Genomic DNA, 24954 nt, shown 5'->3' on the forward strand with positions numbered 1-24954 from the left:
GTTATCCAGATTTTTAGCGTGCGTTTTAAAATATTTTTTTGTCTTTTTGTTGTTGTGGCTTTTGTTTGATAGGACGGTTTCTTGTTATAATTGACAAAAAGAAGCTAAAATATTTCAAAATGCTCGCAAAGATAGGTTGGTTTGTTTTATTGCAGAAATATTTTAACAAAAAAATAGTTGTTTAAAATTAAACAACTATTCACTATCGAGCCTTTGTTCTTAAAAATAATTAATTAGAAAGGCCGCTTTAACTGCTGAAGAGAATCATAATCCTTTTTCCGACAGGTACCTCTCGGCATCCATGGCGGCGCGGCATCCCATTCCGGCAGCCGTAATGGCCTGGCGGTAATTCGGGTCGGCTACGTCACCTGCGGCAAAAACACCTTCGATGTTGGTTTTTGATGTTGGATTGTCTATCTTGATGTATCCCACCTCGTCGAGTTCCAAAAAGTTTTTAAAGATGTCGGTATTGGGTGTGTGTCCGATAGCTAGGAAAAATCCGTCGATGGCGAGATCAATTTTCTCTTCATCGGGTTCGCCCATACGTTTTACCAGATGTACTCCTTCCACGCCTTTTTCTCCGTACAGCCCTACGGCATTGTGTTCGAAAAGAATTTCGATTTTTGGATTGTTCATTACCCTCTCCTGCATGATCTGGGATGCGCGCAGGTAAGGCTTACGCACAACCAGGTAGACCTTGTCTGCCAGTCCCGACAAATAGGTAGCTTCTTCACAGGCGGTATCTCCGCCTCCTACCACGGCCACCTTTTTTTTGCGGTAGAAAAAACCGTCGCAGGTAGCGCAGGCCGAAACACCTTGTCCGGCGTATTTGGTTTCATCGGGCAGACCCAGGTACTTGGCGGTTGCACCGGTAGAAATAATTACGGTGTCGGCTTCAATCATGTGCTCGTTGTCGATCGTTACCTTAAACGGGCGTACCGAAAAATCCACGGAGGTGGCCCTTCCCGGAAAAATCTCGGTTCCGTATCGCAGAGCTTGCTTTTTCAGGTCTTCCATCAGTTCTGGCCCGGTGATCCCTTCGGGATAGCCTGGGAAATTTTCCACTTCGGTTGTGGTTGTCAGCTGCCCACCGGGCTGTAGTCCTTCAAATAAGACAGGTTCCAGGTTGGCACGCGAAGCATAGATAGCTGCTGTGTATCCCGCGGGTCCCGACCCGATGATCAGGCATCTTACTTTATTCCTCATAGTCGTAATATGTTTAAAAAACCTTCCCTTTGTTTGAGAGAAGGCAGTACTGTTAATAATTGGCTCAAAGGTACAATTATTCTTCTATACGTGAAATGGATATAATAAATTTCTATCGTCCATTTATCTCAAATCCACAACTTCAACTCCTTTGTGTTGGTCTTTGTTGAAGATAAATTCAGTATCGGTGAAATTATAATTGGTGTTGTAATCGTTGATATCAATTTTGTTTCTCATCCCGTTTTTCAGGGTGATATCCACTTGTAAAACGGAGTTGGTTTTTTTATCAATACCCACGGATATTTTTTTGAAATCACTTTTGCTTCCCGTTGGAGACATGTTTATAACGAATGCATTCTTCCCATTGATGATTCCCGATGCAGGGGTGTCTAGCGTGAACCCGGTTTTGTACATGCTCAGCAACGCCAGTGGGCTGATGGAGGCAATCTCTTCGTTTGATGGATGGCTGATATTTACTTCGTTGAGGTCTTTCATCAAAACCCATTGGGTTTTTCCATCGAACCAGGTATCGATGGTTGGCATTTCGATTTTAAACTTATTGCCTTTTACCCGTGCCGTCCCCTTCTGGGGTTGGTATGCCGTTCCGTTTTCGTCGGTGGTGGTAATGTTAAACGTCATTTTGATGCCGTTGGAATTTTCATAGGTGCTGTATGCTTTATCTAAGATATTCCGGGCGTTTGCGGCAGGTTGTGCGAATCCAGTAGATACGGTTAATAATGCGGCAATGGCGAGTATATATTTTTTCATATTGTTCTCCTTTTAACGGGTTTTCTGATGGGTTGGACTAAAAAGAGGGTGTTTGGTTTATTTTGCGATCCGGGTTTCCGGTTTCCGGATTTTACCTCAAGGAATCCAGTAATTTTTCCAGCGAATATTCATCCGAAATATATACATCGCGAGGCTTGCTTCCTTGTGCAGGGCCTACGATTCCGGCGGTTTCCAGTTGGTCCATAAGCCTACCTGCCCGGTTGTACCCGATGGAAAATTTCCGTTGGATCAGTGACGTGGAGCCTTGCTGGTGAATTACAATAAGCCGGGCGGCTTCATCGAAGAGTGTATCCCGCTCGTTCAGGTCTACTGCGCCGGGTTTATCCTCGCTATCCGCCGATACCACTTCGGGCAAGGCAAATGCGGATTCATAACCCCGTTGTTTACCTATGTATTGGGAAATATCCTCTATCTCGGGCGTATCTACAAAGGCGCACTGGATACGAATCAGGTTGCTCCCCTGCGAGAAAAGCATGTCACCCCGCCCAATCAACTGGTTGGCACCGGTAGCATCGAGAATGGTTCTTGAGTCGATCTGTGAGGTTACACGAAAAGCCATCCGGGCGGGGAAGTTGGCCTTGATGGTTCCGGTAATGATGTTGGTTGTGGGGCGTTGTGTGGCGATCACCATGTGCATACCCACAGCGCGTGCCTTTTGTGCGATACGTGCGATGGGCATCTCGATTTCTTTTCCGGCAGTCATGATCAGGTCGCCAAACTCATCGATCACCACCACGATATACGGCAGGTACCTGTGTCCGTTTTTGGGATTGAGCTTCCGTTTGATGAACTTCTCGTTGTATTCCTTAATGGCACGGACGTGGGCGCGCATCAGCAGTTCGTACCGGTCGTCCATCTCTTTGGTGAGCGAGTTGAGTGTTTGGGTTACCTTGGTTACATCGGTAATGATGGCTTTCTCCTCATCGGGAAGCTTTGCCAGGTAATGTTTTTCAATGGTGGAGTAGATGTTGAATTCCACCATTTTTGGGTCGATAAGCACCATCTTCATTTCCGACGGATGCTTTTTGTACAGCAGCGATGTGATGATCGCATTCAAGCCTACCGACTTTCCCTGTCCGGTTGCTCCGGCGACCAGCAGGTGCGGCATTTTGGCCAGGTCAAAAATAAACACCTCGTTGGTGATGGTTTTTCCCAGCGCTACCGGCAAATCATATGTGCATTCCTGAAATTTGACGGAAGCGATAACCGATTGCATGGATACAATCTGTGGCTCTTTGTTGGGTACTTCTATACCGATTGTCCCTTTACCGGGCATTGGGGCGATAATACGAATACCCAGCGCCGAAAGGCTCAAGGCAATATCGTCTTCCAGGTTTCGAATTCGTGAGATCCGGACTCCTGCCTGCGGCACAATTTCGTAGAGTGTGATCGTTGGACCGACAGTCGCTTTTATGGAGGTGATCTCTATCCCGTAGTTACGGAGGGTGCGGATAATTTTGTCTTTATTCTCGTTTTGCTCCTGCATGTCCACCTGTCTGTTGCCGGTATTGTATACCTTGAGCAGGTCCATGGTAGGGAATGCAAATGAGGACAAGTCCTTTTTAGGGTCGTAGTCTTCCAGAATTTCCACATCCGGATCCGTTTCCTCGTTTGTATCCGACTCAGCCAGCGGTGAAGCCTTCTCTTCGGGTTTGTTTTCGGCAACCTGTATTTCGTCTTTCGGAACAAAAACCTCGAAAACGTTGTTCGCCGGCTCTTTTTTTCGGATGGGCGGGACTGTGTTCTGCGTAACGGGAAGAGGTGTTTGTTCCCTGTTTTGCAGCAAAACTTCCGGTTCGGTCTCTGTTTCCGGCTTGTCCGTCTTTTTGAAAGAGAACAGTTTTCTCCAGATGCCCGGTTTTTTTTTCTCCTCCGGTTCTTCTTTTTCGTCAAACTCGAGTTCAATGGGGGGTTGGCTCTCTTTATTTCCGTTAAAGGTGGGTTTGCTATTGATGAGTGTCTCCTGGATCTTGTGCATTGAGCTTTGTCGGAAGACAATCACGATGATAAGGATGAACAAAAGTACGAGAAGGATCATTCCCGGTACCCCGATGCTGCTTTCGAGCAGGCGCTCGATCTGACTTCCGTGAGCACCTCCCCAGTTGATGTGGCTTTTGGGAAACAGCCTTCCGAAGATAAAGGCACTCGTGATGGAACCGCAAACCAGCCCAAAGGCAGTGATAAGCAGCACTTTTATAAAGCTGAAGTCGGAAACCTTCATCAGCCTCAATCCTAAATAAATGACGAAAAAGGGAATAAGTATCGAAAATATGCCAAACCATTTGTTAACAAGGGTTTCAGCTAAAAAAGCGCCCCCGGTGCTCGTCCAGTTATCTACTTCCAGTTGCTTATCCTGAGTCAGTTCCCAGAAGGACTTGTTGAGCACTTTACTTTGATCTGCCGCCCCGGTAAAAAAGAAAGAGATGATTGCCAGCAACGTGAATATTCCCAGAAAAGCAACGAGAATGCCGAAAATGAAACGAACCCTTTCATTTTTTAAAAAACTGATTATGGCGGTCCTCCGCTTTCTTGCAGTGGCAGTTGTTGTCTTTTTCCTTTTTCGTTTTGTTGATTTTGCCATATATAAAAGTTCTCATCGATTTGCCATTAACCCGATGAAAAACAGGAGTTGGATCGGTAAATTTATTACAAAAGTAATAAAAAGAAACTTAGATGGAAAGCTTTATGGGTTTATAAAAAAAAGAAATGACCGGTTTTGTGTGGGATTATCTTTTCTTCTGGCCAAGTAAGTAGATTCCCCCAATCAGGGTAATGATGGCGACTCCAATTTCGACATAGGCGATCTCCTTGCCTTTATTGTCTTCAGCAGTTATTTCAATGCCGAGAATTTCTACCGATTTTGAACTCTTTTGCAGGTTTGTGATGCCGAGATAACCGAGGATGACTGCTCCGGCGATGAGAATAATTCCGATGATTGATTTCATGTTTGTTTAATTATTTATTTAAGTTTCGCATGTGTTAAGATAACAGCTAATCTTCTCTTAATATTCCAGACATGCGGAAGTTCAGTGAATGGCAATTTTAAGTGTTTGTTTGTGTTGTGTGTTTCTGAAAAGTGAAAAGCCCGCGAATCACTTCGCAGACTTTTCTTGTTAACACAATCTTCATGAAACAAACTACACTATCGAGTTGATTGCAGATTCATAATCCGGCTCCTGTGCAATCTCGGGAACCAGTTCGGTATATACAACTCTCCCTTCGGGATTAACGACTACCACAGCACGGGCCAATAATCCGTGAAGCGGGCCGTCTGTCATGAGCACACCGTACTTGTCGGCGAATGAGTGGTCGCGAAAAGTGGAAAGTGTAACCACGTTCTCCAATCCTTCAGCGCCGCAAAAGCGGCCGGCAGCAAACGGCAGGTCTGCCGAAATGCAGAGAACGGTTGTATTATTTAAAGAGCTGGCTTCTTTGTTGAATCTGCGGACAGAAGCAGCACAAACACCAGTGTCCAGGCTCGGGAAAATGTTTAAAACTACGTTCTTTCCTTTCAGATCGGATAGCTTTAATTCCGAAAGATCTGTTTTTACCAGCGAAAAATCGGGTGCCAGCGAACCCACATCCGGCAGACTGCCACCGGTATTTACCGGATTTCCTTTAAATGTGATTTTTGTCATGTTGTTATTATATTTCTTTGGGTTTACATCAACCCACTCTCTATTATACTCTCTAATTATTCCTCAAAAACTATAACAAGACGGTAGTTGAAAAGTTCAGGAAAACCTGATTTTTAACTTTTTATTTAGAAACAGTTTTTTATTTTCAAAAACGGCTAATTCGCTTTCATCACAACTCTTCCTTCAGGTACTTTGCCGTATAGCTACCCTTGTGCTTAATTATCTCCTCGGGTGTTCCCGCGACAAGCACATTTCCGCCCTTTTCCCCGCCCTCTGGACCAAGATCGATGATGTAGTCGGCACACTTGATGATGTCGAGATTGTGTTCGATAACAATAACTGTATTTCCCTTGTCCACCAGTTTATTGAGTACTCCCAATAAAATCCTGATGTCCTCGAAATGCAATCCTGTAGTGGGCTCATCCAGTACGTAAAGGGTATTTCCGGTGTCGGTCCGGGCCAGTTCGGCCGCAAGTTTTACCCGTTGGCTTTCTCCGCCCGAGAGGGTAGTGGACGATTGTCCGAGCTTGATATATCCCAGTCCGACCTCCTGAAGCACCTTTATCTTATGCAGGATGTTGGGAATGTTTTCGAAGAAATCTACCGCCTCGTTGATCGACATGTTGAGTACGTCAGCAATGGATTTCCCTTTAAACCGTACTTCCAGTGTTTCCCGGTTGTATCTTTTCCCGTGGCATCCTTCACAAGGAACCATTACATCGGGTAGAAAATTCATTTCCAGTGTTTTATATCCGTTCCCCCCACAGGCTTCGCAACGCCCGCCTTTGACGTTAAATGAGAATCGTCCGGGTTTGTATCCGCGGATTTTTGCTTCAGGCATTCCGGAAAACAGGGTGCGGATATCGCTAAATACACCCGTGTAAGTTGCAGGATTCGAGCGGGGAGTCCTCCCGATGGGAGACTGGTCCACACTAACTACTTTATCCACGTTTTTTATGCCGTGCACCTCTTTGTACGGCATCGGGTCTTTCAGGGAACGGTAGAATTTCTGGCTCAGGATAGGTTGTAACGTTTCGTTGATAAGCGTAGATTTGCCGCTCCCCGACACTCCCGTTACGCATATGAATGTTCCCAACGGAAATCGTACGGTGACATTTTTCAGGTTGTTGCCAGTTGCGCCTTCGACAATCAATGTTTTGCCGTTCCCTTTGCGCCGTTTCCCGGGAATCTTGATTTCTATTTTTCCGTTCAGGTAATTGGAGGTTAGCGTATTCTTCTTGAGCATCTCTTCGGGAGTGCCTTCAAAAACCACTTCGCCTCCTTTTTGTCCGGCAAACGGACCCATGTCTACCACATAGTCGGATGCAAGCATCATGTCTTTATCGTGCTCGACCACCACTACGGAGTTGCCGGAATCGCGCAGTTTTTTCAACGAATCGATCAGCCGGTGGTTATCCCGTTGATGCAATCCGATACTGGGTTCATCCAGGATATACAATACGTTTACCAATTGCGAACCGATCTGCGTAGCCAGCCGGATACGCTGGCTTTCCCCGCCCGAGAGCGATGCCGATGCGCGGGAAAGGGAAAGGTAACCCAGTCCGACATCAATAAGAAAGCGCAACCGCGAAAGAATCTCCTTGTTGATCTCTTCGGCAATGAGCTGCTGTTTTTCTGAAACGTGATCACCGGCATCTACAATCCAGTCGTGCAGCTGTTGGATATCCATGTGCGACAACTCAGCAATGTTCTTGCCGTTAATTTTGAAGTGAAGTGCCTCCCGGTTGAGCCGTTGCCCGTTACACTCCGGACAAACCGACGTCGATATGAATTGTCCCGCCCATTTTTGCGCAGAAGCCGATGCGTCATCATCCTGTTGCATATCGATGTACTTGGCAATTCCTTCGTAACTTACCATGTAGTTGGAGTTACCCAGTGACTCGTTTTTGATTTTCAGGCGTTCGTCGGTACCGTAGATAATTTCGTCGATAGCATCTTGCGGGATATCCTGGATGGGCGTCTGCAGCGTAACTCCGTATTTTTCGCAAATGGCAGCAACTTGCCAGAAAAACAGGTTGCTTTTTTCTTTTCCTAGCGGCACGATTCCGCCTTTGGCAATACTTATGGAGGGATCGGGGATGACCTTTTCCGTATCGATGGAGTCGATGGTCCCTATCCCTTTGCATTTGGGGCATGCGCCTAATGGTGAGTTGAACGAGAAATTGTGCGGAGCGGGTTCGTTGTAGGATAATCCGGTGGTAGGGCACATTAACTCGCGGCTGTAGTGGCGCACCTCGCCGGACACGGTGTCCTGGATGAGTATCAGCCCCGAACCCTGCTTCATGGCAGTTCTGACACTCGATCTGAGCTTATCTTCAAACTTGTTGGACACGGCTAGTTTGTCCACCAGTACTTCGATGCTGTGGTTCTTGTACCTGTCCAGCTTCATCCCCGGCAGAATTTCCCGGATCTCGCCGTCCACGCGGACACTGATAAATCCCTTTTTCCGGATTTGCTCGAACAACTCTTTGTAATGTCCTTTCCTGTTTCGTATAACGGGTGCGAGGATGTATATTTTTTTTCCGGCATACCGGGTTAAGATCAGTTCCAGAATTTGCTCTTCGGTATATTTTACCATTTTCTCGCCCGTAATGTACGAGAACGCTTCTCCGGCACGGGCATAAAGCAACCGTAGGAAGTCGTAAATTTCTGTGGTGGTGCCAACGGTAGAACGTGGATTTCGGTTGGTGGTTTTTTGTTCGATGGAAATGACGGGGCTTAATCCGGTAATTTTATCCACATCGGGACGTTCCATTTTGCTTAAAAATCCACGGGCATAGGCCGAAAATGTTTCTATATAACGCCGTTGCCCTTCGGCAAAAACGGTGTCGAAGGCCAGGGACGACTTGCCGCTTCCGCTCAATCCGGTAATAACCGTAAGTGAATCGCGCGGGATGGTTACGTCAATATTTTTGAGGTTGTGTACGCGTGCGCCATACACTTCAATACGTTCTGTCTCAGGAGTCATTTTGTTGAAAATACGAACCTGCAAAGGTAGTGAAAAAGATCATCTTGCGATCCATCGTTCGTCGTGAATTTTTATTTTCTCCCCTTTTTTGTAGTAGAGGCTTTCCCGGGTGGGGATAAGGACAGTATAGTTTTTTCCTGATTTATTGGTGAGCTTGGTATCGCGGAGCCACGAATTGAAATCCTTTAGTTGGGCATAGGTGATGCCGTTCTCTTTGGCAAACGATGCCAGGCTTGGAATGGCCGAGGAAACCATGACTTCCTTGAACTCCATGGGTTTATACAGTTGATCGCTACGAAGGACAAATCCGTATTGTGTCGGGTTTTCAAACAGGGTTTTAATAGCCAGCATACGGAAATAATAACGGGTTGTTTCTTCCACCAGCCATAAATCGAGCGCTTTGTCGGTTTGCTGCTTGGTGATCTCGCTGGTGATCCTTGCTTGTCCTCCGTTGTAGGACAAGGCGGCAGCGCTCCACGAACCGAGCTTCCGGTACGCGTCTTTGAGGTACCGGCAAGCGGCGACGGTTGATTTCTCGATGTGGTAACGCTCATCCACTTCGGGCGATACCTCAAGTCCGAATTGTTGAGCTGTACCCGACATAAACTGCCACAATCCGCTGGCACGGGCCGGTGAGACCGCCCGGGGGTCGAGGCTGCTTTCAATCACGGCAAGGTATTTTATATCATCCGGCACCCCTTCTCGTTTTAAAATAGGCTCGATCACCGGGAAGATACGGTTTGCGCGTTTGAAGAGGAGCAGGGTGGTGGAGTGAAAGTAGGTGAAACTGTTCAGTTCGCGGTCCATCCGCTCGTGGAGATCGTACCGGTCGAACACGATCTTTTCACCCGCGAACATCATCTCTCCGGGAACATCAACCGATGCTGTCATGGAGAGTACTTGCGGACGTTCCAGTTCTACTTTCTCCGAATCGTTGTTCGACAAGGTCATAACTGTGATAATACTCACGGCTACAATAGCTAAAAAAATGTATATGATGTTTCTTTTCATCGGTAAGGAATGTTATAATACGGATTTATTTGTGTCAAATATACAACTATATTAAAAATACTCCAACTATTCATTAAACTTTCTCATGCGTTGCGATCGATTCATGGGTTCTCTTATAATTAGCGTTGATTGGTTAGGGTGTAACCCAAGCAGGATACAGGACAGAAAGAAAAAAGGGCATGACGGCAAAGCCGGCACACCCTTTCACTGTTGATGGTTTTTTCTCTTATCTGATTTTCTTGTATCCGTAAACGGCTCTGTCGCCCAATTCTTCTTCAATGCGGAGCAGCTGGTTGTATTTAGCCATACGGTCTGAGCGGCTCAGCGATCCTGTTTTGATTTGTCCGGCATTGGTAGCTACGGATATATCGGCGATGGTAGCATCTTCGGTTTCGCCTGAGCGGTGAGATGTTACGCTGGTGTATCCGTGGCGGTGTGCCATCTCGATGGCATTTAACGTTTCGGTCAGTGTCCCGATCTGGTTTACCTTGATAAGAATGGAGTTTGCACAACCCAGTTCAATCCCTTTGCGCAGGAAGTCGACGTTTGTTACAAACAAATCGTCACCTACCAGTTGGCATTGCCCTCCGATTTTATCGGTCAGAAGTTTCCATCCGTCCCAGTCGTTTTCGTGCATCCCGTCTTCGATGGAGTCGATCGGGTAGTTGGTGATAAGTTCCTGCAGGTATTCAGCTTGCTCGGCCGAAGTACGTTTTTTACCGTTGGGGCCTTCAAATTTGGAGTAATCGTAAACGCCGTCTTTATAGAATTCAGAAGCGGCACAGTCGAGAGCAATCTTTACATCTTTACCCGGCTCGTAGCCTGCATTTTTAATAGCGGTAAGAATGGATTCCAATGCTTCTTCGGTTCCTCCGGCCAGGTTCGGGGCAAAGCCGCCTTCATCTCCTACAGCAGTGCTGAGCCCTTTGTCGTGAAGCACTTTTTTGAGTGCATGGAAAACCTCAGCACCCATCCGAAGTCCTTCGCGGAAAGAATTCGCTCCAACCGGACGAATCATAAATTCCTGGAAAGCGATGGGGGCGTCGGAGTGAGAACCGCCGTTGATGATATTCATCATGGGAACGGGCAACACGTAAGTATTTGTTCCGCCGATGTAGCGATACAGGGGCAATCCTAAATAATTGGCTGCAGCCTTTGCTACGGCAAGCGAAACGCCCAGAAGTGCGTTGGCACCTAAGTTCGATTTGGTTTTTGTTCCGTCGAGCTCGAGTAGCCTGGCATCGATTTGTGTTTGTTCCAGTACATTTGTTCCCACCAATGCCGGGGCAATAACATCGTTGATGTTTGCCACCGCTTTCAAAACACCTTTACCCAGGTATCTCTTTTTGTCGCCATCGCGAAGCTCCAGCGCTTCGTTTTCACCGGTTGATGCTCCCGAAGGGACTGCAGCGCGTCCAAACGCACCCGACTCCGTTAATACGTCAACCTCTACTGTGGGATTGCCTCTGGAATCCAACACTTCACGTCCTAAAATACTTACAATTCTCATGTCGTTTTTAATTTTTATATTGAAAAATTTAGTTCTAAATGATTGTTTAATAACCTAATATTAGCGAAAAGTCTGTTTTACAAATTAACGTACAAATATACGTTTTTTTTGTTTATCCGGCCGGGGTTCTGACGTTAAATATTGCTTACGCAGCAAATAATTTCATGCTGCAATCTTATGTTTATAACGCCTGCGACTGGATTGATGTTATCAGCGCATTAAGGTTCGACGTGATGAGACGAACAGCAATAGCTAAGAGGATTACCCCGAAAAATTTACGTAAAATAAAAACGCCGCCTACCCCCATCAATCTTTTCACTCCATCTAAATAACGCAACACCACATAGACAAAAGCAATGTTCAGGATGACAGCGATGATAATGTTGATCGTGTTGTACTCGGCACGCATAGCCAAAAGCGTTGTGAAGGTCCCGGGGCCGGTAATCAGTGGAAAAACCACCGGTACAAGCGTTGCCGAACCGTTTCCGGAAGTGTTTTCGTCAATTTTAAATATTTCTACGCCGAAAATCATTTCGATGGAAATAATCAAAATCACCAGTGCGCCAGCGATTGCGAACGACGAAAGATCCACCTGGAAAAGTTTGAGTATGGCCTCTCCTATGAAAAGAAACATGATGAGGATGATGGTCGAATAAAACGAGGCCTTGAACGGCTCAATGGTTTTATTCTGACTCCTAAGGTTCAGGAATATAGGAACTGAGCCCGTTGCGTCAATAATGGCGAACAGGACCAGGAAGGCACTGATTATTTCTACAAAATTAAATCCGAGCATACCGGGAACATTTTTTTTGATAACCTTTGTTAAACCGGGTGCAAAGTTATTAAAAAAGAGCCAATTCTCAAAATGAACGGTTCGATTTCTCGATCTGTCGGGAAAGGGCGTCGTAAGAAAAGTATGTTGGGTGGGAAAAATTCAGGTATTTTATGATCTTGAAAGCATTGAAATGGTGAAAAAATCGTTTTTCGAAGGCTTGAAATGTGGCACTGTTCCGGTTGCATTCTTCAATCTCGGAAACCACATCGTTCTTTTCAGAAAATTCAATTATCGCCGGATGCAACAGGGATATTCTCTGCCGGATAAACCCGGTGTCCTGTTTAAAGAAAGATTGCCGCAGGTCAAAAAAATCTTTTAACGCTAGAAAAGCGTTGAAGTGATAAGTTTTCATCTGTCCATCAGGTTCGTCTGCAATTTTTTGCAACGCCGGGCCTGTACCGAACGGGATCCTGTCGGAATACCGTGCCATGGGATAAACAAAAACATCGTCCAGCCTTTCGACTCTTCCGAATGCAAAAACTTTTTGCAGGAAATAAAAATCTTCACCGCCCTGTTGTCGTCCCATTCCTCCGACACGTACATACGCATCCGCTGCAACTGAAAATGCCGAGCCGATGGTGTGGTGGGGGTACGGAAATCCGATGAAGTGTAGCATTTGGCTGAAATAACGGATGTGTTGCTCGTATTGGCGAACGGCGTTTTCGAGTCTTCTGTCGTTGTCTTCCACCCGGTGGTGGAAGTTTTGCACCGTACAGCAGGGAGGGGCTGTTTGCCGATAGGCGGCCGAAATACCGCTCAGGAAATTAGGAGAGACGGTACAGTCGGCATCCAGGGAGATTATTATCCCTTCCGGGTTTTGTGTGTTCAGGAAATGTTCGACAGCCAGGTCCATTCCGATTTTTCGGGCAAGACCCACGCCGGCATGTTTTCGGGGAAGATCTTCGAAGATCAACGGGAAAAACCGAAGGATGTCCCGGTTGTTTTCAGCAGCAAATGCAGTGATTTCGTCGTACGTTTTTCTGTTTTGAAGAACAACTTCCTTTTCCGAACGGACACTTGAGTTAATGATCACTGTCACCACTGTTTTCGCTTTTGGTGTTGCAGACTGGCAAAGATTCCGCAAGGTGGCCAACACGTCTTTCTCATCGTAACACGGTATAACCACGACCGCGTCGGCAGCAACATCCTGTGGAAGCCTGGTTTGCAGGTACTCGGGTTTTTGTATTTCCAGATAGGCTCGCCAGTGTTTCATGCTGCAAAAATAAAAAATAAGGTTCTTTTTGCAAAGAACCTTACTGTATTCATTTGATCAGGAAGATTATTACTTGGTTTCGGTTGCAGCGGGAGTTTTTGTTCCTGCTCCCGTGTTGCTCGTAGAAGTCGCAGGGCCGTACTTTTTGTTCAGGAATTCGGTCACTTCTTTGGTAATATCGTATTTGTCGTCCGCAAAAAGAATGTTATCGGATCCCGTGTTGCTGTAGATGATCTGATAGCCTTTATCCTTGTTGAATTCCACTAAACGAACCTTTACCGTATCGGATAATTCCATATTGAGTTTTTGCTGTTCAAGAGCAAATTCCTGACCCAACCTTTCAGCCATTTGCTGATATTCCTGCTGCATTCTTAAGATGCGTTGCTGCTCCTGCTCAGCTCTTTCCTGGCTCAGGAATGCGTTGTTTTGAAGCTTGCGCTGAAATTCCTGTGCAGCTGCATTCAGTTGACGTTCTTTTTGTGTCAGGCTTGCACGCGAGCTCTCTTCGGTTCTCATCAAGGCTTCGTTCAGGTCTTTTGCGAAGTTATAATTCATCAGAAGAGAATCTACATTCACATAGGCAACGGGTAGGGTAACGGAAGAATCGTTCATCTTCGTAATCAAATCTCCTTTTCTGGCGCCGCTTTTTCCCGGTGCGGAAGTAAAATGCAAGACGTATAAAATAAGGATTGCAACAGCTAAGATTGCCCCCAAAATATAGGCATTATTATTCTTCATTTTCTCAAAAAATTGTGTAGGTTAGACTTTTTCTTTTATTATTTTTTCAATCAGACTTTCTCTGTTCGATGCTTCTCTGTCTTGCGATGTGGCACAGCTTATACCTCTGTCTCTCATGGCCTTACTTCCGCCAATATGTGTGTTGGGAAACTCGCCTTTTTTTGTAAAAAAAACTTTTATACCCATTAGCATAATGGCTATAAAAAGGATAGCGATACCCAGGAGTAAAGTTTTTATCATTTAATTCTTAATTTTGTGGCGCAAAGATAGTTTAAATAGCCAATTAAAACTCATTTTTCGTATTAAAGATGCTAAAATTTTCTGTTTTTTGCGATTTTCATTCCTGTTTTCCGACTAAAGCATAAACAAGAAAGCATTTTATATGTTAATATAGATTATACAGTTATTTTAAAAAACAGATCGTATGAATATTAATGAGCTTGAGCCGAAAATCGTATGGAGTTATTTTCACGACATCACACAAATTCCACGGCCATCGAAAAAAGAAGAGAAAATTATCGCTTATCTGCTTAACTTTGCCAAGGAGCACAACCTTGAGGCCAAGAAAGATAAAGCCGGTAATGTGCTGATCACGAAAGAAGCAACGCCGGGCAAAGAAAATGTGCCGACAGTTATTCTGCAGTCGCATGTGGATATGGTGTGCGAGAAAAATAGCGATGTTACGCACGATTTCGATAACGACCCGATTGAAACTATCATCGATGGCGACTGGGTTAAAGCAAACGGGACAACTCTCGGGGCGGATAACGGTATCGGGATTGCCGCACAGTTGGCAGTGCTTGCCTCAAACGATATCGCTCATGGCAAGATCGAAGCGTTGTTTACCGTGGATGAGGAAACCGGATTGACCGGAGCCAATTCGTTGGAGCCCGGTTTTATTACCGGGAACGTTTTATTGAACCTGGATACGGAGGAAGAGGGTGAGATTTATATCGGTTGTGCCGGAGGAAAAGGGACAAGAGCCTACTTTAAGTATAAAGAAAAGGATGCGCCCAAAAAGTACTTCTGGTTTAAAATTCAGGTGAAAGGACTTCGTGGCGGACATTCAGGAAGCGATATTGATAAAGGGTTGGGTAACGCCAACAAAATCCTGAACCGGTTTTTGTACTCCATTATGCGCAAGAAGTACGGTATGGTGCTATCAGAAATTGGTGGAGGAAACCTCCACAATGCTATTGCGCGTGAAGCGTATGCAGTGGTGGGTGTAAAAGATAAATACAAAGAAGATATGCGGGTGAAACTGAATGTCTTCCTTGCCAATGTCCAAAATGAATACAAAAAAACGGATCCCAACCTGGATATCCAGCTCGAATCGGTACAGATGCCCTCTAAGATTATAAAAAAAGGTGTTGCTGAAAAACTGATACATTCCCTGTATGCCTGTCCACACGGGGTAATCGGTATGAGTTTTGATATCGACGGATTGGTGGAGACCTCCACCAACCTGGCATCAGTGAAAATGCTGGAAAATTATACCATCGAGGTGGGTACCAGCCAGCGTAGTTCGGTGGAGTCACGCAAAGACGACATCGTCAATACGGTTTCCGCCGTCTTTGAACTGGCCGGTGCAAAAGTGGTGCACAGCGAAGGATATCCGGGTTGGCAACCGAATACCGATTCCCAGATTCTGAAACTGGCAAAGAAAGAATACAAGAACCTTTACAATAAAAACGCCAAGGTAAAAGCTATCCATGCCGGCCTGGAATGTGGGCTGTTTCTAGAGAAATACCCTCAGTTGGATATGATTTCCATTGGTCCTGATATGACGGATGTCCATTCGCCCGATGAAAAAATGAATATTCCCTCTGTGGGAAAATTTTGGGATTACCTGGTCCGGATCCTGGAAAGTGTCCCTGCCGAAGGGGAGGAATAAATCAATAGTTATCTTTGATGCTTCGGTGGCGTTCTTGATGACAAAATATGGAGATTGTGTCGTGTTATGAGAAAAATTCTCCTGATGGTCTTTCTTTTTTTTTCTTGTGTGCTGTTTTCCTTTTCACAAACAGGCTTCCGCATTATGTTTTATAACGTGGAAAACCTTTTTGACACCATCGATGATCCGCTGAAAAACGACGACGAGTTTCTCCCCGATGGCCCCATGAACTGGCAGCCCTGGAAATACTGGGAGAAGCTCAGAAACATAACGCGTGTAATTACTGCCATTGGCGGTATGTATTCCCCCGCCCTGGTGGGGCTTTGCGAAATTGAGAACGACAGCGTTGTGTATGATCTTGCCCGGCGGTCGCCACTTCGGGCGCAAGGGTATGAATATATCGTCACACACTCTCCCGATGAGCGTGGTATGGATGTGGCTTTGCTTTATCAGCGGCATCAATTCAACCTGCTGGATAAAAATGAATACGAGGTTGTTTTCAGCGATAAAGTTGTACGCCCCACACGAAATATACTGCACGCTGCCGGGAGAATCGTTTCTGGTGATACCCTTGATGTTTTTGTTTGTCATTGGCCCAGCCGGAGTGGTGGCCAGCGCGAATCCGAGCCTGCCCGGCTGGATGCGGCAACCCTTTTGCGAAGGAAGGTCGACAGCCTCTTTATGATCAGAAAAAGCACCCATATCGTAATTATGGGAGATTTCAATGACGGCCCGCATGACAAAAGCATCTTCCGGATGCTGAAAGCAAAGAGCCGACGTCATTACCGTTCCGACAAAGAATTGTACAACCTGTTTTTTCACCGACTGAAAGAGAAAGACTTCGGCACCTATTTCTTTCGGGGAAGGTGGGAGGTGCTGGATCAGTTCATCGTGAGCGGAAATCTGTTGAGGGAGGACAACAGGATATATATCAAGGGAGGTGAAGCGCATATCTTCAAGCCTGACTTTCTGCTGCAGGAAGACAAAGCCTCCGGCATAAAACGTCCTTACCGAACCCATTACGGCCCGAGGTATGTCGGCGGTTTCAGCGACCATTTGCCGGTTTATCTTGATATTGCAATAAACTCTTGTCCGGATAGTGTACGTTAAGCAAAATGGGTAGAGTCGAACTCGGTTGAGGCATACCCTAGCGGAGAAATGAATAAGTAAAACCATATTATTCGTAAAATTCAAAACAGTCCCTCAATATTTTATGGTTTTATACGCTTCAAAACGAAAACTTTATCTTATCTTTGTGGGATTTTACATCCAAAATTTAAAAATAATAATTTATTTATGACGAATCCAATCATCAAGCGAATCGAGCTGTCAGACGGACGCACGATTACGCTCGAAACGGGAAAATTGGCGAAACAAGCTGATGGGGCCGTGGAGTTGCGTATGGGCAACACCATGCTGCTGGCCACTGTTTGTGCTGCCAAAGACGCTGCCCCCGGAGTAGATTTTATGCCGCTGCAAGTAGAATATAAAGAAAAATTCTCCGCTTTCGGAAGATTTCCGGGCGGATTTATGAAAAGAGAAGGAAGGCCCTCAGACTACGAAATTCTTACCAGCCGGTTGATCGACCGTGCCCTCCGCCCACTTTTCCCCGATGATTACCACGCTGAAGTTTTTGTAACCGTCATGCTTTTCTCGGCTGATGGTGAAGATATGCCGGACGCATTAGCCGGGTTGGCTGCTTCTGCCGCATTGGCCGTTTCAGATATTCCGTTCAACGGTCCGCTATCAGAAGTACGGGTTGCCCGTGTCGACGGACAGCTCTTTGTAAACCCTACTTTCAGTCAGTTGGAAAAAGCCGACATGGACATTATGGTGGGTGCCACCATCGACAACATTATGATGGTGGAAGGAGAAATGAGCGAGGTTTCTGAAGCCGAATTGCTCGAAGCCATTAAGTTCGCTCACGAAGAAATTAAAAAACAGTGTCAGGCTCAGCTTGAACTGATGGAACTTTGCGGAACGGTTAAGAAACGTGAATATTCACACGAAGAGAACGACGAAGAACTCCGCAAACAGGTGTGGAGCATCTGTTATCCCAAAGCGTATGTCGTTGCTTCTTCGCAGAACAGCGACAAGCATGCGCGCATGGATGCTTTCGAGACTATCCTCGAAGAATTCATGGAATCTGTTCCCGAAGAAGAACGGGAAACAAAAGCCCCGCTCGTTGCCAAGTATTACCACGACGTGGAAAAAGAAGCGATGCGCCGCTGCATCCTGGATGAGGGAAAACGTTTGGACGGAAGGAGCACGACCGATATACGCCCCATTTGGAGTGAGGTGGATTATGTTCAAGGACCACACGGATCAGCAGTGTTCACCCGCGGTGAAACGCAATCGCTCACAACGGTTACCCTGGGTACGAAATTAGATGAGAAAATTGTCGACGACGTGCTCAACCACAGCACAGAGCGGTTCTTGTTACACTATAATTTCCCTCCATTCTCAACGGGAGAAGCCCGTCCGCAACGCGGTACAGGACGTCGTGAGATCGGTCACGGGAACTTGGCACATCGCGCCCTGAAACGCATGATTCCGGAAGGATACCCGTACGTTATTCGTGTCGTTTCCGATATTCTGGAGTCCAACGGATCTTCGTCTATGGCAACGGTTTGCGCCGGTACGCTGGCCCTGATGGATGCCGGAGTGCAAATGAAAAAGCCGGTATCGGGTATCGCTATGGGACTGATTTCCGAAAACAAAGGACAGAACTATGCCGTCCTTTCCGATATCCTGGGCGATGAAGACCACCTGGGAGACATGGACTTTAAAGTGTGTGGCACTAAAGACGGTATTACGGCTACTCAGATGGATATCAAGGTAGACGGATTATCGTACGAGATCCTCGAGAAAGCCCTTGCCCAGGCTAAAGCCGGACGCGAGCACATCATGGGTAAAATGATGGAAACCCTTTCCGAACCTCGTGCCGACCTGAAGCCGCATGCACCCCGGATTGAAGTGATAGAAATCCCGAAAGACTTCATCGGTGCCGTTATCGGCCCGGGAGGAAAAATCATTCAGGGAATCCAGGAAGAAACTGGTGCCATCATCACCATTGAGGAGGTCGATAACAAAGGCCGTGTAGAAGTATCGGCTTCTAACAAGGACTCTATCGATGCCGCCATGCGCAAGATAAAAGGGATTGTAGCTGTGCCCGAAGTGGGTGAAGTGTACGAAGCGACCGTTCGTTCAGTGATGCCTTACGGTGCTTTCTGTGAATTCCTTCCCGGAAAAGACGGATTGCTGCACATCTCCGAGATCGATTGGAAACGATTGGAAAAAGTGGAAGATGCCGGAATAAAAGAAGGCGATAAGATTGCCGTAAAACTGATCGACATTGATCCCAAAACGGGTAAATTCAAACTTTCACGCAAGGTGTTGCTGCCCCGTCCTCCAAGGCCGGAACAACCCAGGACTGAAGAGTAAAAAAATAGACAACTCTGTTAAAGCGAGCCTTTCCGGTTCGCTTTTTTTAATGATATTTTTTACTTTTGTTGTCAGGTTGCACTCGTTTCATCTGCGGGTGTAACGCGAAACAGTTTCTTAGTTGATCACAATTAAATCAAAAGTCAATGGAATCAACAACACTAAAATGCGGAGACTGCCCCTTGAGGGCAAAGTATGACCGGAAGCCCAAGTCATTGGCCGGCCGTTTTTGGCGGTGGCACATCAATTTTTGTCCAGGTTGGAAAGCCTATTTCACCTCCCTGGCGCCGGAAGAGAAAGCGCAGTTGCGGGAGAAATATAGCTTTAAAAAGTATACCGGTTGATTACCTTTTCCGCATCCCGGTAAATTCCCAAAAGAAGAGAAAAACATCGGTTTTGTTTAACTATTTTTTATACCTTTGCAACTAACTTCTTTTAGACGGGCAGATTATTAGGCATTAGACCGATAGACAAAGCTGGTATCTGAAAGCGAAGCGATCTAATGTCTAGAAGCGTAGTGGTCTGAGAGTCTGCAAAATAATATGAACAAACAATTACTTTTAGGTGCGGAAGCTATTGCACAAGCTGCATTGGATGCGGGAATCTCGGGAGTTTACGCTTATCCGGGAACGCCGTCCACCGAAATAACACAATTTATTCAACAATCGCCCCAGGCCCGGGAATCGGGTGTGCGTTCGAAATGGTCTGCTAACGAGAAAACAGCTTACGAGGCAGCGCTCGGCATGTCTTACGCCGGAAAGCGCGCTTTGGTTTGTATGAAGCACGTGGGGCTGAACGTAGCCGCAGATGCGTTTATGAATTCAGCCATTACCGGAGTCCACGGCGGATTGGTAGTGGTGGTGGCCGACGATCCGTCGATGCACTCATCACAAAACGAGCAGGATAGCCGTGTGTATGGGAAGTTTGCGATGATTCCTGTTCTGGAACCTTCCAACCAGCAGGAGACATACGATATTGTCCGTTACGCGTTCGATTTATCGGAAGAGGTGAAACTTCCCGTGCTTCTTCGGATTCCTACCCGATTGTCACATTCCCGTGCAGTGGTTTCCGGCGGAGAGGCAATGCCGCAAAATCAACTTGCGCCTACCCAGGAGAAGAACAGGTGGATCCTGCTCCCCGTTAATGCCAGGAAAGGTTATCTCCGGTTACTTGAGAAGCAGGCTCAACTGATCAATTTCTCTGAATTTTCCAGGTTTAACCAGGTAATCTCCGGAACGGGTGATAAGGCCGTTATAGCTTTTGGGATTGCCTACAACTATGTGATGGAGGTTATCCGGACGTATGCCCTGGATATACCGGTGTTGAAACTGTCCCAATATCCGTTGCCAGAGAAGAAAATTAGCGAGTTTACGGAAAAATACGGTGAGGTTCTTGTTGCTGAAGAAGGCTACCCCGTCTACGAAGAATTGCTAAAAGGCTTTTTCGGGAACGAGAAATTCCGGGGACGGCTGGATGGCACGTTGCCGCGTACAGGAGAACTTTCCCCAAACATACTCTCAAAGGCGTTGGGTGTTCAAACGAATAGTGAACCGGCTGTTCCATCCATTGTCGCTCCGCGGCCGCCGATGTTGTGCCAGGGATGCAGCCATCGCGATCTTTTCGATGCGGTTGTTCAGGCCATGTCACTTTATCCGCAACGGCACGTCTTCGGGGACATCGGATGCTATACGTTAGGAGCTTTGTCGCCTTACAATGCCATCAGTACCTGTGTGGATATGGGCGCATCGATAACAATGGCCAAAGGGGCAGCCGATGCCGGGTTGTTTCCGGCAGTTGCCGTGATTGGCGACTCCACCTTCACGCACTCGGGAATTACGGGATTGCTAGATGCCGTGAACGATAAAAGTGCGGTTACTGTCATTATCTCCGACAACGGGACCACAGCCATGACGGGCGGACAGGACTCATCGGGAAGTGGGAAGTATTTTGCTATTTGTAAGGGGATCGGTGTGGAGGAGAACCATATCCGTGAAATTGTTCCGTTGAAAAAGAATTTCGAGGAAAATGTAAGGGTGATGAAAGAAGAATTCGAATACGAAGGTGTTTCGGTAATTATTTCCCAGCGCGAATGTGTACAGACGGCAGTGAAAAGCAGAAAAAAATGAATAAAAACATCATCATATCCGGCGTGGGAGGGCAAGGAATTTTAACCATGGCTTCCATTATTGATCTGGCAGCTATGAATTTGGGGCTAAATGTAAAACAGGCCGAGGTTCATGGAATGAGTCAACGGGGCGGAGCCGTGGAATCGCATCTCCGCATTTCCTCGGGGGAGATTTTTTCCGACCTTATTCCCAAGGGGAAAGCCGACCTTATTCTTTCCATCGAGCCGATGGAGTCGTTGCGGTATCTTCCCTTCCTTTCTCCCGACGGCGTTATTGTGACGGCTACGGAACCGTATGTTAATATTGGCAATTATCCCGACGAAAAGGAACTGCTCGAAACCATTGCCAATTCAACGAATCACGTTTTTGTAAATGCAGGCTTGCTGGCGAAAGAAGCCGGAAGTGCTAAATCGTACAACGTGGTTATGCTGGGAGCTGCCGCACCTTATCTGGAAATAGCAACAGAAGAATTGGAAAAAGCCATCGGGATGTTTTTCAACCGAAAAGGAAAAGAGATGGTGGACCTGAACATAAAAGCCTTCCGCCTTGGATGGGCAAACTCATTGAACGAACAAAAATGATTTGGAACCCCGAATTTGAATGTGCCGACAGGCAAAAGCTGCACGAACTGCAGAGCATACGCCTGAGGGAGATGGTGAGGCGTATCTATGAAAACGTACCCGCTTACCGTAAAAAATTACAGGAAAAAGGCATTGAGCCTGGCGATATAAAAAGCGTGGATCAGTTAAAGCACCTGCCTTTTACCACTAAAACCGATCTTCGCGATAACTATCCGTTCGGACTTTTCACATTGCCGCAAACCGATGTGGTGCGTATTCATGCATCAAGCGGAACAACAGGAAAGCCTACGGTTGTGGGATATACGCACCGGGATCTGGAGATTTGGACGGAAGTGGTTGCCCGAAGCCTTACTATGGCTGGGGTTGATAAAGACGATACTATTCAGGTTGCTTACGGTTACGGACCGTTTACTGGAGGTCTTGGACTGCATTACGGTGCCGAAAAAGTAGGGGCGACGGTTATTCCGATTTCTACCGGCAACACCAGGAAACAGCTTCAGTTCATGACCGATTTCCACGCTACCGTTATCGCCTGCACACCCTCTTATGCTGCTCATTTGGGTGAAAGTATCCTTAAAGAAGGCATATCTCCGGAAAAGGTAAAACTGCGCGTGGGGGTTTTCGGGGCGGAGCCGTGGACAAATGAAATGCGTGCTCAGATTGAAAATCTGCTGAATATAAAAGCCTACGATATATACGGGTTGAGCGAAATTATCGGTCCGGGAGTGTCCATGGAATGTGAATGTCAACAAGGGAACCACATTTTCGAAGACCATTTTATCCCCGAGATTATCGATCCGGAGACATTGGAAACACTTCCTTACGGTGAAGTAGGGGAGCTCGTTTTCACTACCGTAACGAAAGAAGCGATGCCACTCTTGCGCTACCGTACAAGAGATCTCACCCGGTTGTTTATTGATACGTGCGATTGTGGCCGTACGCTTGTGAGAATGGGAAAATGCCTCGGAAGGTCGGACGACATGCTTATTATCCGCGGAGTGAACGTCTTCCCGTCGCAAGTAGAATCGGTTCTCCTTGAGATGGAGGAAGCATCACCGCATTATCAGCTTATCATTGGCCGGGAAAACAACCTGGACACTATGGAGATACGGGTAGAAATCAACGAGCGGTTCTGGTCCGACAGTATTCGTGAACTTGAAGGTATCCGCCGGCGCATAGACCACAACATCAAAAGCCTGTTGGGGATCGGAGCTGCCATTAAGTTGGTGGAACCGCACAGCATAGAACGTTCGGAAGGAAAAGCCAGGAGGATTATCGATAACAGGCATATATGACTTTAAACTTTTAATCTATGATTATCAAACAATTATCTGTATTTTTGGAAGATCGTTCGGGACGGCTTACCGATCTCACTCAGATACTGGCAGAGCACGAGATCAATATCACTGCCCTGAGCCTGGCCGAGACAGCTGATTACGGCATCGTAAGAATGGTGGTGGGGAAGCCCGGCGCAGCAGAGGAGTTTCTTCGTGAAGCCGGCTTTTCGGTGCGCCTAACCGATGTGGTCTGCGTGAATATGCCCGACCGCCCCGGAGCATTGCATGAGGTGCTCAAGATATTGGCAGACAATGCGATCAATGTAGATTATATGTATGCATTTTCGAATAAGGATGTGGCTTTAGCTGTTATTCGGGCGGCGGATATCGATCAGGTAATCGAGGTATTGCAGAAAAACGAGATGCAACTGCTTCGCCAGAGCGATATTTATCAACTTTAATAAAAAAGACCAGACATCTGCTAGCTAAATTAATAATATTATGACAAGATTTGCACACGGTGTTTCCGCTTTACGTTCGTCAGAAATCAGGGACCTGATGAGCCTGGCCACTTCTCCCGACATCATCTCTTTTTCAGGCGGAATGCCGGGTAACGAACTTTTCCCGTTGGATAAGATAGATAATATTTATCAGTCGCTTACCGAAAAAGAAAAACAGGTTGCCATGCAATACGGGCCCACCAACGGGTTGCCGACGTTGCTGGAGTCCCTGTCGCAATACCTTGAAAAGAAAGGATTGCCGGTAGGGAAGAATCGTTTGATGATGACTACGGGGTCACTTCAGGCGATCAACATCCTGGCAAAAGCCTTTGTGGATCCGGGCGATACTGTTCTGGTTGAAACGCCCTCTTTTATCGGAGCATTATCTGCCTTTCGATCATACGAAGCCAATCTTGTTTCTGTTCCTCTCCAGGGAGATGGTATCGATATAGAAGCGTTAAGAACGACGTTGAATACTGCTGGCCCGAAGCCGAAGTTCCTCTATTTTGCCCCTAATTTTCACAATCCTGCGGGTATTATTTATTCGGAAGAAGTGAAGCATCAGATGATTGAATTGTTGAAAGATCAGGACATCCCGCTTATTGAAGACGATGTTTACAGCGATTTGTACTTCTACGAAGAGGATGTGCCGAAAATGACAAACATAAAAACGATGGATCCCGAGGGTATTGATGTCTGCTTTACAGGTTCATTCTCTAAAATTCTCGGTCCCGGCTTGCGCCTGGGTTGGATGCTTGTTCCGGAACACATTTACAAAAAGTGTGAATTGATCAAACAATCTATGGATGCCTGCTCGCCCAGTTTTTCACAGGTGATAGCCGATAAATTCATCCGCAACGGTTATATTTATGAATATACTGAGAATGTGCGGCAGGAGTACAAAAAACGCGGGTTGGCCATGATTGAGGCCTTAGAGAAGTATTTGCCCGATTACGTTTCGTTTGAAAAGCCACGTGGCGGGTTTTATATCTGGCTTCACCTGCCCAAAGGAACGGACAGTTCGCTTATCTTGAAAAAAGCCATCGAAAAAGGAGTGGTCTTCGTTACCGGAAAGACATTCGACCCCGACGGGGTAAAAAATGATTGTATACGTGTATCGTTTTGCAATACGGCCACAGATGTTATTCAGAAAGGAATTCCCGTCGTTGCGGAAGCGATCCGGGAGGTGTGCGGATAAATCCA

The 24954-nt window shown here is 46.5% G+C and carries 21 protein-coding genes; 9 read left to right on the forward strand and 12 right to left on the reverse strand.

The window, feature by feature from the left end; genetic code table 11:
* Positions 1 to 264 precede the first annotated feature (264 nt).
* The 12 genes from trxB to KCV26_07705 all read right to left on the reverse strand — a co-directional run bounded on the left by trxB (position 265) and on the right by KCV26_07705 (position 14169).
* Positions 265 to 1206, reverse strand: coding sequence for a thioredoxin-disulfide reductase (gene trxB, locus KCV26_07650; GenBank protein WZX38232.1), 942 nt, complete (start codon positions 1204 to 1206; stop codon positions 265 to 267).
* 123 nt (positions 1207 to 1329) lie between these two features.
* Positions 1330 to 1974: an outer-membrane lipoprotein carrier protein LolA gene (locus tag KCV26_07655; GenBank protein WZX38233.1), complete on the reverse strand. Its 645-nt coding sequence runs from the start codon at positions 1972 to 1974 to the stop codon at positions 1330 to 1332.
* A gap of 91 nt (positions 1975 to 2065) precedes the next feature.
* Entirely contained in the window at positions 2066 to 4576 is a 2511-nt protein-coding gene (locus KCV26_07660; GenBank protein ID WZX38234.1) for a DNA translocase FtsK 4TM domain-containing protein, read from the reverse strand.
* A gap of 145 nt (positions 4577 to 4721) precedes the next feature.
* Entirely contained in the window at positions 4722 to 4940 is a 219-nt protein-coding gene (locus tag KCV26_07665; protein WZX38235.1) for a hypothetical protein, read from the reverse strand.
* A 192-nt stretch (positions 4941 to 5132) separates the two neighbouring features.
* The gene (gene tpx / locus KCV26_07670; GenBank protein ID WZX38236.1) at positions 5133 to 5633 is read right to left on the reverse strand and encodes a thiol peroxidase; all 501 of its coding nucleotides are present in this window, start codon (positions 5631 to 5633) and stop codon (positions 5133 to 5135) included.
* A 169-nt stretch (positions 5634 to 5802) separates the two neighbouring features.
* Positions 5803 to 8622, reverse strand: a complete 2820-nt coding sequence (gene uvrA, locus KCV26_07675) for an excinuclease ABC subunit UvrA (protein ID WZX38237.1) — start codon at positions 8620 to 8622, stop codon at positions 5803 to 5805.
* Between the two features lie 39 nt (positions 8623 to 8661).
* Positions 8662 to 9633: a lytic transglycosylase domain-containing protein gene (locus KCV26_07680; protein ID WZX38238.1), complete on the reverse strand. Its 972-nt coding sequence runs from the start codon at positions 9631 to 9633 to the stop codon at positions 8662 to 8664.
* A gap of 226 nt (positions 9634 to 9859) precedes the next feature.
* Positions 9860 to 11143 carry a phosphopyruvate hydratase gene (gene eno / locus KCV26_07685; protein WZX38239.1) on the reverse strand — a complete coding sequence of 428 codons (1284 nt, stop codon included), beginning with the start codon at positions 11141 to 11143 and terminating at the stop codon, positions 9860 to 9862.
* Positions 11144 to 11324: 181 nt separating this feature from the next.
* Positions 11325 to 11936, reverse strand: coding sequence for a MarC family protein (locus tag KCV26_07690; protein WZX38240.1), 612 nt, complete (start codon positions 11934 to 11936; stop codon positions 11325 to 11327).
* A gap of 67 nt (positions 11937 to 12003) precedes the next feature.
* The gene (locus tag KCV26_07695) at positions 12004 to 13191 is read right to left on the reverse strand and encodes a glycosyltransferase (GenBank protein ID WZX38241.1); all 1188 of its coding nucleotides are present in this window, start codon (positions 13189 to 13191) and stop codon (positions 12004 to 12006) included.
* 69 nt (positions 13192 to 13260) lie between these two features.
* On the reverse strand, positions 13261 to 13929 hold the full coding sequence (locus KCV26_07700; GenBank protein ID WZX38242.1) for an OmpH family outer membrane protein: 669 nt from the start codon (positions 13927 to 13929) through the stop codon (positions 13261 to 13263).
* Between the two features lie 21 nt (positions 13930 to 13950).
* On the reverse strand, positions 13951 to 14169 hold the full coding sequence (locus KCV26_07705) for a hypothetical protein (GenBank protein WZX38243.1): 219 nt from the start codon (positions 14167 to 14169) through the stop codon (positions 13951 to 13953).
* A gap of 184 nt (positions 14170 to 14353) precedes the next feature.
* Between KCV26_07705 and KCV26_07710 the strand changes: the two genes are divergently transcribed.
* The 9 genes from KCV26_07710 to KCV26_07750 all read left to right on the forward strand — a co-directional run bounded on the left by KCV26_07710 (position 14354) and on the right by KCV26_07750 (position 24949).
* Complete coding sequence (locus KCV26_07710; protein WZX38244.1) at positions 14354 to 15823, forward strand: aminoacyl-histidine dipeptidase; 1470 nt, start codon at positions 14354 to 14356, stop codon at positions 15821 to 15823.
* Between the two features lie 66 nt (positions 15824 to 15889).
* Positions 15890 to 16933, forward strand: coding sequence for a hypothetical protein (locus tag KCV26_07715; protein ID WZX38245.1), 1044 nt, complete (start codon positions 15890 to 15892; stop codon positions 16931 to 16933).
* A 186-nt stretch (positions 16934 to 17119) separates the two neighbouring features.
* Positions 17120 to 19267 carry a polyribonucleotide nucleotidyltransferase gene (pnp, locus tag KCV26_07720; protein ID WZX38246.1) on the forward strand — a complete coding sequence of 716 codons (2148 nt, stop codon included), beginning with the start codon at positions 17120 to 17122 and terminating at the stop codon, positions 19265 to 19267.
* Positions 19268 to 19413: 146 nt separating this feature from the next.
* A complete protein-coding gene (locus KCV26_07725) occupies positions 19414 to 19611 on the forward strand; it encodes a hypothetical protein (GenBank protein ID WZX38247.1) in 198 nt (65 codons plus the stop codon).
* Positions 19612 to 19809: 198 nt separating this feature from the next.
* Positions 19810 to 21393 carry an indolepyruvate ferredoxin oxidoreductase gene (locus KCV26_07730; protein WZX38248.1) on the forward strand — a complete coding sequence of 528 codons (1584 nt, stop codon included), beginning with the start codon at positions 19810 to 19812 and terminating at the stop codon, positions 21391 to 21393.
* Positions 21390 to 21974 carry an indolepyruvate oxidoreductase subunit beta gene (locus tag KCV26_07735; GenBank protein ID WZX38249.1) on the forward strand — a complete coding sequence of 195 codons (585 nt, stop codon included), beginning with the start codon at positions 21390 to 21392 and terminating at the stop codon, positions 21972 to 21974. The genes KCV26_07730 and KCV26_07735 overlap by 4 nt, the downstream gene beginning before the upstream one ends.
* Positions 21971 to 23269 (forward strand): phenylacetate--CoA ligase, encoded by a 1299-nt coding sequence (locus KCV26_07740; protein WZX38349.1) that lies wholly within the window; start codon positions 21971 to 21973, stop codon positions 23267 to 23269. The genes KCV26_07735 and KCV26_07740 overlap by 4 nt, the downstream gene beginning before the upstream one ends.
* 17 nt (positions 23270 to 23286) lie before the next feature.
* Positions 23287 to 23712 (forward strand): ACT domain-containing protein, encoded by a 426-nt coding sequence (locus KCV26_07745; protein ID WZX38250.1) that lies wholly within the window; start codon positions 23287 to 23289, stop codon positions 23710 to 23712.
* Positions 23713 to 23752: 40 nt separating this feature from the next.
* Entirely contained in the window at positions 23753 to 24949 is a 1197-nt protein-coding gene (locus tag KCV26_07750) for a PLP-dependent aminotransferase family protein (GenBank protein ID WZX38251.1), read from the forward strand.
* Positions 24950 to 24954: the final 5 nt, after the last annotated feature.

It is taken from the genome of Petrimonas sulfuriphila, from assembly GCA_038561985.1.
Classification (GTDB): Bacteria; Bacteroidota; Bacteroidia; order Bacteroidales; family Dysgonomonadaceae; genus Petrimonas; species Petrimonas sulfuriphila.

Excerpts from the sequence above, each read along its gene's own strand:
- KCV26_07700 (WZX38242.1), bottom strand. The coding sequence starts at position 13,929 with ATGAAGAATAATAATGCCTATATTTTGGGGGCAATCTTAGCTGTTGCA.
- KCV26_07680 (WZX38238.1), bottom strand. The coding sequence starts at position 9,633 with ATGAAAAGAAACATCATATACATTTTTTTAGCTATTGTAGCCGTGAGT.
- KCV26_07725 (WZX38247.1), top strand. The coding sequence starts at position 19,414 with ATGGAATCAACAACACTAAAATGCGGAGACTGCCCCTTGAGGGCAAAG.
- uvrA (WZX38237.1), bottom strand. The coding sequence starts at position 8,622 with ATGACTCCTGAGACAGAACGTATTGAAGTGTATGGCGCACGCGTACAC.
- pnp (WZX38246.1), top strand. The coding sequence starts at position 17,120 with ATGACGAATCCAATCATCAAGCGAATCGAGCTGTCAGACGGACGCACG.
- KCV26_07740 (WZX38349.1), top strand. The coding sequence starts at position 21,971 with ATGATTTGGAACCCCGAATTTGAATGTGCCGACAGGCAAAAGCTGCAC.
- KCV26_07705 (WZX38243.1), bottom strand. The coding sequence starts at position 14,169 with ATGATAAAAACTTTACTCCTGGGTATCGCTATCCTTTTTATAGCCATT.
- eno (WZX38239.1), bottom strand. The coding sequence starts at position 11,143 with ATGAGAATTGTAAGTATTTTAGGACGTGAAGTGTTGGATTCCAGAGGC.
- KCV26_07690 (WZX38240.1), bottom strand. The coding sequence starts at position 11,936 with ATGCTCGGATTTAATTTTGTAGAAATAATCAGTGCCTTCCTGGTCCTG.
- trxB (WZX38232.1), bottom strand. The coding sequence starts at position 1,206 with ATGAGGAATAAAGTAAGATGCCTGATCATCGGGTCGGGACCCGCGGGA.
- KCV26_07695 (WZX38241.1), bottom strand. The coding sequence starts at position 13,191 with ATGAAACACTGGCGAGCCTATCTGGAAATACAAAAACCCGAGTACCTG.
- KCV26_07665 (WZX38235.1), bottom strand. The coding sequence starts at position 4,940 with ATGAAATCAATCATCGGAATTATTCTCATCGCCGGAGCAGTCATCCTC.
- KCV26_07750 (WZX38251.1), top strand. The coding sequence starts at position 23,753 with ATGACAAGATTTGCACACGGTGTTTCCGCTTTACGTTCGTCAGAAATC.
- KCV26_07660 (WZX38234.1), bottom strand. The coding sequence starts at position 4,576 with ATGGCAAAATCAACAAAACGAAAAAGGAAAAAGACAACAACTGCCACT.
- KCV26_07730 (WZX38248.1), top strand. The coding sequence starts at position 19,810 with ATGAACAAACAATTACTTTTAGGTGCGGAAGCTATTGCACAAGCTGCA.
- KCV26_07735 (WZX38249.1), top strand. The coding sequence starts at position 21,390 with ATGAATAAAAACATCATCATATCCGGCGTGGGAGGGCAAGGAATTTTA.
- KCV26_07655 (WZX38233.1), bottom strand. The coding sequence starts at position 1,974 with ATGAAAAAATATATACTCGCCATTGCCGCATTATTAACCGTATCTACT.
- KCV26_07710 (WZX38244.1), top strand. The coding sequence starts at position 14,354 with ATGAATATTAATGAGCTTGAGCCGAAAATCGTATGGAGTTATTTTCAC.
- KCV26_07715 (WZX38245.1), top strand. The coding sequence starts at position 15,890 with ATGAGAAAAATTCTCCTGATGGTCTTTCTTTTTTTTTCTTGTGTGCTG.
- KCV26_07745 (WZX38250.1), top strand. The coding sequence starts at position 23,287 with ATGATTATCAAACAATTATCTGTATTTTTGGAAGATCGTTCGGGACGG.
- tpx (WZX38236.1), bottom strand. The coding sequence starts at position 5,633 with ATGACAAAAATCACATTTAAAGGAAATCCGGTAAATACCGGTGGCAGT.